We start from the raw sequence: 11795 nt of genomic DNA, 5'->3' as shown, positions 1-11795 counted from the left end.
TTTCCGCGCCGCGGTCGCCGACGACGCGAACACTTTGTACAGCGTGACCGTAATGCGAACATGAGCGACGGCGACAAACCGAGCAACACGATGCGCGAGCGAATCGGCGGCAGTCGCGTCAAACTCTGGCTGTTGATGGACGCGGACCGCTGGTTCGTCACGGGGGGCACGCTGGCGCTGGTGTTCGTGACGCTGGTCGTTCTCGGAGTCGTCGACCCGGCGCCGATTCGCGGCTCGTGGAACGCGAAAGACCCCATCGAGACGGCGTTTCAGGGCTTTCTCACCGCCATCATCACCGGCGTGACGCTCGTCGTCACCATCAACCAGCTCGTGCTCTCGCAGGAGCTCGGGCCGCTCGGCGACCAGCGCGACCGGATGGCCGGCGCGATGGAGTTCCGAGAGGACGTGGAGGAGGTTCTCGGCGTCTCGGCGGTCCCCCCGGAGCCGTCGGCGTTTCTCCGCGCGTTCACCGAGGGGATACGCGAACGTGCCGAGGGGTTGAGCGAGACGACGGACGAGACGAACGGCGAGAGCACCACCGAAGCCGAGGGCGTCGTCCGCGAGTACGTCGAGGGGCTCGTCGACAACGCGAGCGAGGTTTCGGACCAGCTCGAAGACGAACAGTTCGGGACGTTCGACGTGCTGTTCGCCGCGTTGGACTTCAACTACTCGTGGAAGATATACGAGGGACGGCGTCTCCGAAACGAGTACGCCGACTCGCTCTCGGAGCGAACGCGCGAGGAACTCGACGAACTGCTGGAGACGCTGCAGTTCTTCGGCCCCACCCGCGAACACTTCAAGACGCTCTACTTCCAGTGGGAGCTCATCAACCTCTCGCGGACGATGCTGTACACGTCGGTTCCGGCGCTCGTCGTCGCCACGGCGATGATTCTGTACGTCGACAACCCCGGGTCGATTCAGGGATTCACCTTCGGCGTCGACAACCTCGTCTGGGTCGTCTCGGGGGCGGTGACCGTCGCGCTGGTCCCCTTCATGGTGCTTCTGTCGTACGTGCTGCGCATCGCGACCGTCGCGAAGCGGACGCTCTCTATCGGTCCGTTCATCCTCCGGAGCGTCAACCGGAGCGAGGAGTTGGACTGGGAGTGACCGACGAGCAGCCTACCGGGTGAGTCGCGCGCCGGTGCCGGTGTGGCCGGACTCGCCGAGGCGAATCGTCCCCTCCGAGAGGTCGATACCCGCGTACGGGTCGGATTCGAGCAGTAGCGAGCCGTCGAGGTCCGCGTAGTCGAGAAGCGGCGCGAGGTGACAGGCGGCGGCGATGGCGGCGTTCGTCTCGACCATGCAGCCGAGCATCACCTCCATCCCGTGCGCGCGGGCGGTGTGGATCATCCGCGTCGCCTCGCGCAGTCCCCCGCACTTCATCAGTTTGATGTTCGCGATATCCGCGCGGTCGGCTATCCGCGGCACGTCGGGGAGCGTGATACAGGACTCGTCGGCGGCGACGGGGAGCGCGCTGCGCTCGTAGACGTACTTCAGTCCCTCGGGGTCCGACGCCGGGACCGGCTGTTCGACGAACTCCACGTCGTAGCCGGCGAGCATCTCGCTCTTCTCGACGGCCTCGCGCGGCGTCCACGCCTCGTTCGCGTCGACGCGGAGCGTCGCGTCGGGCGCGGCGTCGCGGACGGCCTCGACGAGCTCCTCGTCGCGGTCGGTCCCGAGCTTTATCTTCAGCACGCTGTACCCGGCGTCGACCGCCTCTTCGGTTTTCTCGCCGACGCGCTCGGTCGTGTCGAGACCGATGGTGAAGGAGGAGGTCGGGCAGTCGTCGGCGTCGAGTCCCCACATCCGGTAGAGCGGGACGCCGAGCCGTTTGGCCGCGAGGTCGTGGAGCGCGATGCTGACCGCGCAGCGGGCGGCCGGATTTCGCTCGACGCGCTCTCGCATCCGGCGCTCGATGCGGTCGAACGCGTGAGGGTCTCCGACGCGCTCGACAACGTCGAGGAGCTCCGGAAGCACCGCCTCGACGGTGTCGGCCGTCTCGCCGTAGTGTCTGGAGGGCGCGGCCGCACCCACGCCGGTCATCCCGCCGCCGTCGGTGAGCTTCACGACGACGTTCTCGGCGGTCTCCTGCGTGCTGCGGGAGATGGTGAAGGGGTGTTCGAGCGGGAGTTCGACCCGCTCGAACTCCGAGGTGAGAATCACCGGAGCGCCTCCAGCACGTCGTCGCTCGCGAACCGAACGGGGTCGCTGGCGGGGACGCCGAGTTCGTCCGCGTACGCCTCGACGGCGTCCTCGGCCTCGGCGTCGGACAGCGCCGACGTGTTGAGCGCGCCGGCGACGACCTCGGTCTCGTGGACCGCCGACCCCAGCGACTCGTAGAGGTCGACGTACTCGGAGAGCGGCGGGAGCGAGAACGACTCGTAGCCGTGAATCGCCTCACGACCCGCCTCGTGACAGAGCACGAGTTTGTCGGCCATCGAGCCGTGGAGGATGCCGCAGGTGACCGCCGAGTAGGCCGGGTGGACGATGCTACCCTGTCCTTCGACGAACAGCATCTCGTGGTCGTCGCCGATCTCGAGAATCATCTCCTCGACGGCCCCGGCGGTGAAGTCGCTCACCACCCGATCGATGGGGTTGCCCCACCCCGAAATCATGATTCCCGTCTGTCCCGTCGGGACGAACGCCGCGTCGACGCCCGCCTCCCGGGCGGCCTCGACGAGTTCGAGCGTCGCGGTCATCTTCCCGACCGAGCAGTCGGTGCCGACGGTGAGCACGATGTCGGCCGACACCTGGTCGGCGATCCCCTGTGCGACGGAGAGGTCGGGGTCGGGTTTGCGCACGTCGACGAGGTCGACACCGTGTTCGGCCGCGAGCGCCGCGAACTCCTCGTCGTCTTCGAGGAAGTAGTGGAGTCCGGCGACGATGTCGCAGCCGGACTCGATAGCGGCGCGGACGTCGGGTCGCCACGTCTCGTCGAAGCCGCCGCCGATGGGCGCGATACCGACCAGCAGCGCGTCGACAGACTCGGCGTCCGGCACGTCCTCGAACGAGGCGACGACGGGGGCGTCGGGGAGGTCCGCTCGGTGGTCGCGAACGCGCGTCCCGGCGCGGTCTCGGTCGAGCACGGCGACGATTTCGTCGTTTCCGTAGCGCATTACGCCGGTCGCGGTCTTCGCGCGACCGGGGAACTTCTCGTGTGCGAGAACGACGATACGGCGACTCTCGGTCCCAATATCGGTCATATCGGGGAGCACGCGGCAAGGTGTGATAAATCGGTTGCCAGCGGTCCGACGTGCCGCAACCGGCGCGACACCGACTCGGCGGAGTCAGAGTCGGGTCAGAGTCGGTACAGTTCGGTCGCCCAGAAGTCGCGGAACCCCTCGTCCAGCGCCTCCTCCGGCGCCCCGTTCGCGTCACTGGTCGCGGTCACGTCCACCGCGTCGCGTAACTCGCGGACGACCTCTCGGTCGCCGACGAGAATCGTCGTCCCGGTTCCGCTCTCCTCGATGGCCTCGCGACATTTCTCGACGTGCTCGGCGATTTGGCCGTCTCGGATGCGCTCGAACCGCGCCTGCGAGAACCCGCCCTTCGAGTGTTTCTCCTTCACGTCGCTCTCGAACCCCCGTTCTTGGAGTCGCTCGCGGCCGTCGTACTCGCCGAGCGCGAAGAGGTCCGCGCGAGCGACGGCGAACGCGAACCGGCCGGTCGGCCGGAACCACGACTCCTCGACTCGAAACGAGCCGTCCCACTCGCAGAACGCCTCGGGCGGACGCGGCGGCGACAGCGCCGCGCTCACGAGTCCGGCGTCGTCGGTGTAGACGAGACACGGCGCGACGCGACGGACGAGCGAGGCGTGTTCTCCGAAGGCGTCTTCGACCTCGGCGGGCACCGACTCGCCGTCGACCATCGCGGTGAGCGCGCCCTCGGGGCCGGTCCGGACGGAACCCAGTCGGTCGAGTACCTCGTCGAGACGAGCGCCGCGGAGCGTCTCCGTCCCGCGGAACTCGAGGTCCGCATCCTCCTCGTCCTGCAGGCGCTCGACCCGGTCGTCGAGTTCGGCGATACGGTCTTCGAGGCGGTTGACACGCTCTTCGGCCTCCTGTCGGGCGGTGACGGCGTCGGCTCTGCGTTCCTCCTCGGCGGCGGCGCGGCGTTCGAGGTGGTGGTTTTCCTCCTCCAGTTCCTCGATGCGCCGCTTCAACTCGGCGCGGCCGAGCAACTCGTCGAGCATACCCCGAGAGGGGCGGTCCGGGAACTTCAACTGCGGGGGTCGACGGCCGGCGGCACCGGCGACGAACCGCGTCGGTTGGCGGCTCAGGTGCCAGTCGACGGCTCAGGTGCCGGTCGGGGCCTCGTACCCCGCGTACCGGAGCAGTTCGGTGGCGCGGTCCGCGGCCGCGAGGAACACCTCGCGGGAGTCCGGCAGGTCGTCGGTCGCCATCGACTCGGGGAGGGCGAGCGTTCCCGTCGGTACGTCGTCGTCGCCGAGGACGGGGAAGTGGGTCGTGTGGAGTTTCATGACGAGCGGTGCGTCGAGTCGTTCGACGCCGTCACCGGTGAGGTACAGTTGCTCGTTCATCCGCTCGTGGTCCGCTCGGTGAATCACGGGGCGGTCGCAGTCGTGCGGTTCGACGTACAGTTCACCGAGGTAGTAGCCGCTGGAGAATCGTTCGAACATCTGTGCGTGTGAGTGTCTACCACTCTCGTATATAAGAATTGCCACGAGAGTATATGTAGACGCGCAACCGTACCGTACCGATTCTTAAAAACGTGAGAATCGGGTGTCGGAGCCGACCTATCGGTAGATGGCGACCGATTCGAGAACGACGTCCTCGGTGGGTTTGTCGTTGCGACCGGTCGGCACCGAGCCGATCTCGCGGACGACGTCCATCCCGTCGATGACCTTGCCGAACACCGAGTGGCGGCCGTCGAGGTGCGGTTGGGCATCGAGCGTGATGAAGAACTGCGAGCCGTTCGTGTTCGGGCCGGAGTTCGCCATCGAGAGCACGCCGGGGCCGTCGTGGCCGAGTTCGTCGTGGAACTCGTCGTCGAACTGGTAGCCGGGGCCGCCGCGGCCGGTTCCCGTCGGGTCGCCGCCCTGAATCATGAAGCCCTCGATGATGCGGTGGAACAGCACGTCCTGATAGAGCGGTTCGCCGTCTTTCGTCTCGCCCGTCTCGGGGTCGGTCCACTCCTTCTGACCCGTCGCGAGGCCGACGAAGTTGTCGACGGTGCGCGGGACGCGCTCCTCGAAGAGTTCGACGGTGATGTCGCCGTGGTTCGTCTTGAGTACCGCTGTCGGGTTGTCGGGGTTCTCCTGGTCGGCCATACCCGAGTCGTCGGCTCCGGGGGTGAAAAAGCCCGTTGACGTGGCCTCGTCGGCGGGGTCGTCGTCGAGGTCGGCGGCATCGCCGGAGTTCCCGTCGTCCCGGCCGGTACAGCCGGCGAGCGCGGCACCGAGCGCGAGGGCTGTTGCTCGGAGGGCGTCGCGGCGGGTCGCGGAGCGGCTCATGGAGAAGCGGTCCCCCGAGGGGAGGAAAGTCGTTCGGTGTCGCCGGGGACTACCGACCGAGAGAGCAGGAGAGACGCTTGTCGGGACAGAGGCCGGCTGCAACACGAAGACGCCGGAGAAGAGGGGGTCGACACACATCCGCCGGCTGTGGTGAGGCGGGCCCTCGGTCGGGAAACCGTTCGACTACGTGGCGCGAACGCGCCGACACCGACAGCGTCGACGGTTCGACCGTTCTCGCTGCGAGCCCTCCCCGCCGTCGATTCCCGCCCGCGGACTCGTTCCGTCACCCGCAGATACATCACCCCTCACGCCGAGTGAAAATCATGCACACCGCAGAGCGAATCACGCTCACGCGACTCCCCTCCGGCGTCCCCGTCGAGACGACGGTACACACCTACGAGGGCGACGACGACGGTCCGACGCTGTACGTCCAGGCCGCCCAACACGGCCGCGAGGTCAACGGCACCGAAGTCCTGCGCCGGCTCCACGAGCGACTCGACCACGACGAACTACGGGGGAAAGTAATCGCCGTCCCCGTCGCCGACCCGCTCACGTTCGACCACGTCTCCTACACCACCCCCGAGGTCATCGACTCGGTCAACCCGAACATGAACCGCGTCTGGCCCGGCGACGCAGAGGGGTCGCTCCACCAGCGCATCGCGGCCCGCCTCTGGGAGTACGCCGGCGACGCCGACGCCATCGTCGACCTGCACACCGGTAGTCCCGACATGCTCACCCACACGGTCTACCTGAAGGGCGACGAGGAGTGCCGTGCGCTCGCCGAAGCGTTCGGGACTGACCTGCTCCTCGCCGAAGCCGCCGGCGACGACGCCGACACCGAGTGGTCCGAACGTAACTTCGGCGGGAAGTTCCGCGTCGCCGCCACGCGCGAGGGTATTCCTTCCATCACACCTGAACTCGCGCACAACAAGCAACTAGTCGAACCGGCCATCGAAGCAGGTGTCGAGGGGATGTTCGGCGTGCTCGAACACATGGGGATGCTCGACGGCGAACACGACGGCACGAGAGAGACCGAGTGGGACGGCACCGTCGCACGCAACCACCTCGGCCGCGTGAAAGCCGCCGACTCGGGGCTGTTCCTCGTCGACGACGGCGTCGAACTCGGCCAGTCGGTCGCTTCGGGCGACCATCTGGGTCGCTTGTTCGACCCGACGACGTACGAAGTCCTCCAAGAGGTCGAAGCCGACCGCGATGGCATCCTCTACTCGGTGGCGCTGGAGTCGACGGTGACCGCCGGGCAGACGCTCGTCGGCGTCGCGCTGCTGGACGTGGAGTAACGGAGACGGGCCGCCTAGAGCCCGCGAATCGTCTCGCAGGTCACGTCGACGCCGATGTCGAGCGCGTCCTCGTCGATGTCGAAGTACGCCGTGTGGTGGCCCGCCGGGTTCGACGCGCCGACGCCGACGTACGACGCCGTCCCGCCGTTTCGCTGGACCTCGCGGATGAGGTACGAGGCGTCTTCGCTGCCGCCGAACGGTTTTCTGTCTTTGATTTCGTCGACGGAATCGACACCTGCGGCGGCGGCTTTCACCGCGTCGACCATCTCGGCGTCGTTCTCGAACGTCGTCGTCTTCCCGTAGAGGCTCGTCTCGAACTCGCAGTCGTGCATCGCGGCGGCGTGTTCGACCACTCGGCGCGCCTTTTCGAGCATGTACTCGTTCAGTTCGGCGGTTTCGCCGCGCACTTCGACGCGGAGGCGTGCCTCCTCGCTGATGACGTTCTGCGCGTTCGGCGAGTGGACCTGCCCGACGTTGATGCGGGTCGCGCCGTCGGCGTGCCGGGGGATGGCGTAGAGATTCTGGACCGCCGTGGCGAGCGCCTGCATCGCGTTTCTCCCCTCGTTCGGCGCGCCGCCGGCGTGGGCCGGTTCGCCGAGGAACGTCACGTCGAGTTTCGCGTTGGAGAGCGGGTTGTCGTAGCCCGCGACGACGGTCCCCGTCGCCTCGCCGAGTCCGAGATGCAGCGCGAGCATGTGGTCGATGTCCGAGAAGTGGTCGGCTTCGCTCATCGGTTTCCCGCCGCGACCGCCCTCCTCGGCGGGTTGAAAGAACAGTCTGAGCGTGCCGTCGAAGCCCCCGTTGGCGTCCAGCTCGCGGGCGATGCCGACGCCGATGGCGGTGTGGCCGTCGTGGCCGCAGGCGTGCATCTCGCCGGGGTGTTTCGAGCCGAACCCCTCGCGGGCGGGGCGGTGGTCGTCGTCGGTCGCCTCCTGTCGCTCCAAGGCGTCCATGTCGACGCGGACGCCGACCGTCGGTCCGGTGCCGTCGCCGTACTGTTTGGTGGCGACGAGACCCGAGACGCCTTCCAGTCGGTCGAGATACCGCTCGGGTGCGCCGAGGTCGCGGGCGCGCTCCTCGGCCGCGGAGAGTTCGTCGTCGCCGGGGACGCCCAGTCGACCGTCGGCGTTCACCGCTTCCGGCCCGAGCCGGAGGTCGAAGCCGCGTTCGTCGAGTTCCTCGGCGACGAGTGCGGTCGTTCGGAACTCCTTCCAGCCGGCTTCGGGGTAGGTGTGCAGGTCGCGTCGAATCTCGGTGAGCGAGCGGTCGGTGAGTTGCGCCATGCCTGACCGCTGTCACAGAGTGGCAAAAACGTCGTGTTCTCGGCGGTCGACGGGGGTTTTCCGCGCCACTCGCCGAATCGGGGGCCTGTCCTATCAGCCGACGTGGACAGAACGAGTCGAAGTCACGAGAGAGAAAGCGCGAGGCAGTTCGCGCGCCGTCAACTTCAGAACGCGCGAAGCTCTTCGAGCACCGCCTCGGCGCTGCCGTCGGCGATGGCCTCCCGCGCCATCTCCAGTCCGGTTTCGAGGTCCTCGGCGTCCTCGCGGGCGAAGATGCGGAACGCCGCGTTCACCGCGACGGCGTCGGCGAACTCGTCGTCGCGGTCGCCGGCGACGACCGCTTCGGTTATCCGCGCGGAGTCGCCCGCGACGTCGTCGACTTCGAGGTCCTCGGCGTCGAACTCCATGCCGTAGTTTTCCGTCTCTATCTCGTAATCCTCGAACTCTCCGCCGGTCCACTCGGCGACCTTCGTGTAGCCGGGACGGATGTCGTCGTACCCCTCCATCCCCTGGAACATGATGACCCGGTGGAGGTCGTGGTGTTCGCTCCTCTCGAACGTGTCGGTCACCTTCTTGGCGAACGCGAGGTGGTAGAACGACCCGAGGTGGTAGTCGGCGTTCGCCGGGTTCGCCAGCGTCTCGATGGTGTTGACGAACGTCCGGACGCCCATCATGTCGCGGCGGTCGAAGAGGTCGTCGACCGCCGGGTTGAACGCGGGTTGGTAGTAGAAGCCGAAGCCGGTCTCGTCGACCATGTCGGCCGACTCTCGGGGGTCGAGTTCCGTCCGCACGCCGAGTTCGTCGAGGACGTGCTTGTAGGCGTCCTGTTTCTGCGTCGGCACCCGGTCGCCGGAGTGAGCGACGACGGGCGTCCCCGCGGCGGCGGCGACGACGCCGGCGGCGACGCCGAGAATCGCGGTCCGACCCTTTCCGTCGTAGTTCGCGCCGCAGTCGACGGGGTCGGCGTCGGGTTCGGCGTACTCGACGCGGGCGCACATCTCGTCGGTGTAGGCGGCGAGTTCCTCGGGGTTGTTACGTTTCCAGCGGTTCGCGAGCCAGAACGCTCCGAGCGTCGTGGGATCCGGTTCGCCCGCGAAGATGCGCTGCATCGCCTCGCTGGCCTGCTCGCGGGTGAGGTCGTCGGCCGACTTGTGCCCGGAGCCGCACACCTCCGTCATCAGCCGTTTCAGCGGCCACTCGCCGAATTCTGCTGTCGCGTTCGCCATGTGCGCGGCTTGGGACGGGCGGAGCAAAAACGTCCCGTTCTCGCCCTCGAAGCCGCCGGAGCCGTCGAGGAAAAACTAGTAAACGTTCGTGTAATTCTAGGCGTTGCATAAAAGGGACTGATGTGTGAGGCCGCCGAACGAGAGCACATGCCAGACCTCATCCCGCTCTCCCGACGAAGCCCAGCCCTCGATGCCGCCGTCTCGCTGTACTGGGAACTGTACGGCGACGCCGAGCGCGGATGGGGGAGTCGGGTCGAGGCCGCGACGCAGTTCGAACGACACGCGGAGTATCCGGGGTACCGGGGATTCGCGGCCGTCGAAGCGGACGAGGTGCTCGGCTTCGTCTACGGCTACACGTCCGCGCCGGGCCAGTTCTACCACGACCAACTCGCTGCCACGCTCGGACCCGACCGGACCAGCGAGTGGCTCGGAGACTGCTTCGAGTTCGTCGAACTCGCCGTCGCCGACGACGCCCGTCGACAGGGCCTCGGGACCGACCTCCACGACACTGTCCTCGACGGCCTCGTTCACGAGACGAGCGTCCTCACGACCGGCGTCGAGAACGAACCCGCTCGGAGGCTGTACGAACGGAACGGCTGGCGGACTATCCACGACTCCTTCGAGTTGAACGGCACTAACCCGATGGTCGTGATGGGCCGAGAACTCTCGGAGGAGGACGCGAGACCGCTGGCCGAAACCGTCGGCACGGCGGGGCCGTCGGGGTCCCCGAGCGACCGGCGACGGTCCGGCGGCGACTGAGCGAACGGGACGGAAGCCTCGCGGAGCCCTCCGAGAGAGACCGACGTGGCCCAGAGCCTCCCGAGAGAAACCGACGACAGTCCGAAACTGGTACGTTCGACGCCTCCTAACACCGGGCGATGGGTCCCGTAGACGCCGACTGGCGTGCCGACCTCGACGCCGTCGACGCCGCACTCGTCGACGAGTATCAAAGCGAGTTCCCCGTCGTCGAACGACCGTTCCGCGTCGTCGGCGAGGAGCTCGGCGTCTCCGAAGACGAAGCGCTCTCGCGGGTCGAACGACTCCGCGAGCGGGGCATCTTTCGCCGGTTCGGCGCGGTGCTCAACCCGCCGGTCATCGGGAGTTCGACGCTCGCGGCGGTGAGCGCGCCCGAAGAACGCTTCGACGAGGTCGCAGAGATCATCAACGGCTACCGCCAGGTGAACCACAACTACCGCCGCGACCACGAGTGGAACATGTGGTTCGTCGTCACGGCGGGGTCGCGGGAGACGCGCGACCGAATCCTCGGCGAAATCGAGGAGCGAACCGGCTGTGCGGTGTTGAACCTCCCGATGCTCACCGACTACTACATCGACCTGGAGTTCCCCGTCGTCAACGACGACCGGTTCGCGAGAGAGACGGTTCCGTCTCCGGAAGCGCGGGCGGAGGACCCGCGGGCGGGGGAGCCGCGAACGCGGGAGAACTCCGCGGAGACCACCGTGAGCGCGACGCGCATCAGCGAGGAAGCGACGGGCGGCCTCTCGGCGCTGGAAGCGGCTCTCCTCCTCGAAATCCAGGACGGCTTCCCGCTGTCGGCGACGCCGTACGGGGACGTTGCGGACGCCGTCGACGCCGACGTCGACGACGTGCTCGCTGCGGTTCGACGACTGCTCGACGACGGCTGTATCAAGCGCATCGGCTGCGTCGTCAACCACGTCGTCACCGGCTTCCGGAACAACTGCATGGTCGTCTGGGACGTCCCCGACGACGAACTCGACGCCCGCGGCGAGCGCGTCGGGTCGCTGCCGTACGTGACCCTCTGCTATCACCGTCCGCGACGACCCGAGCAGGGGTGGCCGTACAACCTCTTCACGATGATTCACGGCCGCGAGGCCGACGTCGTCGACGAGAAGATAGACGAACTGGCCGCCGAACACCTCCCGTTCGACCACGAGCGGCTCTACTCGACGGAGACGCTGAAGCAGACGGGCGCCCAGTACGACGAACTGGTGGGTGACGACCGGTGACGGGCGCCGACGAGCGCGTGAAACTGGTCGAGACCGAGACGGAGCGCGCAGACGCCTTCGCCGTCCGCGAGGCGGTGTTCGTCGACGAGCAGGACGTCCCCGAGAGACTGGAGTGGGACGAGTACGACGGCGGGGCGCTGCACTTCGTCGCCTACGACGGCGAGGCCGCCGTCGGCGTCGCGCGCCTCCGCCGCGTCGGTGAGAACGAACGCGGCGGTGTCGCCGACGGCGACACTGCGGCCGTCGGCAAACTCGAACGCGTGGCGGTGCTCGAACCGAGACGCGGCGACGGGTGGGGCAAGCGACTCGTCGCGGCCGCAGAGCGCACCGCCCGCGAGGAGGGGTTCGGAGAACTTCGACTGCACGCCCAGACCCACGTCGAGACGTTCTACCGCGACCTCGGCTACGAGACGACGAGCGACGTGTTCGAGGAGGCGGGAATCCCGCACATCGAGATGGAGAAGTCGCTATAGTCCGGGGTCGGCGCTCGGCGCGGGACCGACAGAGGAAAGGTCGACCTGTCGCTATCT

General features: G+C 67.6%; 12 protein-coding genes. 5 read left to right on the top strand and 7 right to left on the bottom strand.

Annotation, left to right across the window (positions count from 1 at the left end):
* The first annotated feature begins 60 nt into the window (after nucleotides 1-60).
* Nucleotides 61-1107, top strand: a complete 1047-nt coding sequence (locus tag FCF25_RS02645) for a hypothetical protein (RefSeq protein ID WP_117594629.1) — start codon at nucleotides 61-63, stop codon at nucleotides 1105-1107.
* Nucleotides 1108-1119: 12 nt separating this feature from the next.
* On the opposite strand, the gene FCF25_RS02640 is transcribed toward FCF25_RS02645, so the two are convergent.
* The 5 genes from FCF25_RS02640 to FCF25_RS02620 form a co-directional block, all read right to left on the bottom strand.
* Nucleotides 1120-2163, bottom strand: a complete 1044-nt coding sequence (locus tag FCF25_RS02640; protein ID WP_117594628.1) for a dipeptide epimerase — start codon at nucleotides 2161-2163, stop codon at nucleotides 1120-1122.
* Nucleotides 2160-3203 (bottom strand): DUF1611 domain-containing protein, encoded by a 1044-nt coding sequence (locus FCF25_RS02635; protein ID WP_137047245.1) that lies wholly within the window; start codon nucleotides 3201-3203, stop codon nucleotides 2160-2162. The genes FCF25_RS02640 and FCF25_RS02635 overlap by 4 nt, the downstream gene beginning before the upstream one ends.
* Nucleotides 3204-3298: 95 nt before the next feature.
* Nucleotides 3299-4192: a Vms1/Ankzf1 family peptidyl-tRNA hydrolase gene (locus FCF25_RS02630; RefSeq protein ID WP_137047244.1), complete on the bottom strand. Its 894-nt coding sequence runs from the start codon at nucleotides 4190-4192 to the stop codon at nucleotides 3299-3301.
* Between the two features lie 102 nt (nucleotides 4193-4294).
* Entirely contained in the window at nucleotides 4295-4639 is a 345-nt protein-coding gene (locus FCF25_RS02625; protein ID WP_117594625.1) for a DUF5802 family protein, read from the bottom strand.
* Between the two features lie 117 nt (nucleotides 4640-4756).
* Nucleotides 4757-5290 (bottom strand): peptidylprolyl isomerase, encoded by a 534-nt coding sequence (locus FCF25_RS02620; RefSeq protein WP_117595298.1) that lies wholly within the window; start codon nucleotides 5288-5290, stop codon nucleotides 4757-4759.
* A 506-nt stretch (nucleotides 5291-5796) separates the two neighbouring features.
* Here FCF25_RS02620 and FCF25_RS02615 point away from each other — a divergent pair.
* Nucleotides 5797-6771, top strand: coding sequence for a succinylglutamate desuccinylase/aspartoacylase family protein (locus tag FCF25_RS02615; RefSeq protein ID WP_137047243.1), 975 nt, complete (start codon nucleotides 5797-5799; stop codon nucleotides 6769-6771).
* A 14-nt stretch (nucleotides 6772-6785) separates the two neighbouring features.
* On the opposite strand, the gene FCF25_RS02610 is transcribed toward FCF25_RS02615, so the two are convergent.
* Together FCF25_RS02610 and FCF25_RS02605 are read right to left on the bottom strand one after the other, a co-directional pair.
* Entirely contained in the window at nucleotides 6786-8054 is a 1269-nt protein-coding gene (locus FCF25_RS02610; RefSeq protein WP_137047242.1) for an amidohydrolase, read from the bottom strand.
* Nucleotides 8055-8218: 164 nt separating this feature from the next.
* Complete coding sequence (locus tag FCF25_RS02605) at nucleotides 8219-9280, bottom strand: anthranilate phosphoribosyltransferase (RefSeq protein WP_137047241.1); 1062 nt, start codon at nucleotides 9278-9280, stop codon at nucleotides 8219-8221.
* Nucleotides 9281-9427: 147 nt separating this feature from the next.
* Between FCF25_RS02605 and FCF25_RS02600 the strand changes: the two genes are divergently transcribed.
* The 3 genes from FCF25_RS02600 (at nucleotide 9428) to FCF25_RS02590 (ending at nucleotide 11738) form a co-directional block, all read left to right on the top strand.
* Nucleotides 9428-10039 carry a GNAT family N-acetyltransferase gene (locus FCF25_RS02600; RefSeq protein WP_168191194.1) on the top strand — a complete coding sequence of 204 codons (612 nt, stop codon included), beginning with the start codon at nucleotides 9428-9430 and terminating at the stop codon, nucleotides 10037-10039.
* A 119-nt stretch (nucleotides 10040-10158) separates the two neighbouring features.
* The gene (locus FCF25_RS02595; protein WP_137047239.1) at nucleotides 10159-11265 is read left to right on the top strand and encodes an Lrp/AsnC family transcriptional regulator; all 1107 of its coding nucleotides are present in this window, start codon (nucleotides 10159-10161) and stop codon (nucleotides 11263-11265) included.
* A complete protein-coding gene (locus FCF25_RS02590; RefSeq protein ID WP_137047238.1) occupies nucleotides 11262-11738 on the top strand; it encodes a GNAT family N-acetyltransferase in 477 nt (158 codons plus the stop codon). The genes FCF25_RS02595 and FCF25_RS02590 overlap by 4 nt, the downstream gene beginning before the upstream one ends.
* Nucleotides 11739-11795 lie beyond the last annotated feature (57 nt).

The organism is Haloprofundus sp. MHR1, assembly GCF_005155585.1.
Taxonomy (GTDB): domain Archaea; phylum Halobacteriota; class Halobacteria; order Halobacteriales; family Haloferacaceae; genus Haloprofundus; species Haloprofundus halophilus.
The sequence above is the reverse complement of the archived record's forward strand: the minus strand, read 5'-3'. Positions and strand labels throughout refer to the sequence as shown.

Excerpts from the sequence above, each read along its gene's own strand:
- FCF25_RS02645 (WP_117594629.1), top strand. The coding sequence starts at position 61 with ATGAGCGACGGCGACAAACCGAGCAACACGATGCGCGAGCGAATCGGC.
- FCF25_RS02635 (WP_137047245.1), bottom strand. The coding sequence starts at position 3,203 with ATGACCGATATTGGGACCGAGAGTCGCCGTATCGTCGTTCTCGCACAC.
- FCF25_RS02630 (WP_137047244.1), bottom strand. The coding sequence starts at position 4,192 with ATGCTCGACGAGTTGCTCGGCCGCGCCGAGTTGAAGCGGCGCATCGAG.
- FCF25_RS02625 (WP_117594625.1), bottom strand. The coding sequence starts at position 4,639 with ATGTTCGAACGATTCTCCAGCGGCTACTACCTCGGTGAACTGTACGTC.
- FCF25_RS02620 (WP_117595298.1), bottom strand. The coding sequence starts at position 5,290 with ATGGCCGACCAGGAGAACCCCGACAACCCGACAGCGGTACTCAAGACG.
- FCF25_RS02615 (WP_137047243.1), top strand. The coding sequence starts at position 5,797 with ATGCACACCGCAGAGCGAATCACGCTCACGCGACTCCCCTCCGGCGTC.
- FCF25_RS02610 (WP_137047242.1), bottom strand. The coding sequence starts at position 8,054 with ATGGCGCAACTCACCGACCGCTCGCTCACCGAGATTCGACGCGACCTG.
- FCF25_RS02605 (WP_137047241.1), bottom strand. The coding sequence starts at position 9,280 with ATGGCGAACGCGACAGCAGAATTCGGCGAGTGGCCGCTGAAACGGCTG.
- FCF25_RS02600 (WP_168191194.1), top strand. The coding sequence starts at position 9,428 with ATGCCAGACCTCATCCCGCTCTCCCGACGAAGCCCAGCCCTCGATGCC.
- FCF25_RS02595 (WP_137047239.1), top strand. The coding sequence starts at position 10,159 with ATGGGTCCCGTAGACGCCGACTGGCGTGCCGACCTCGACGCCGTCGAC.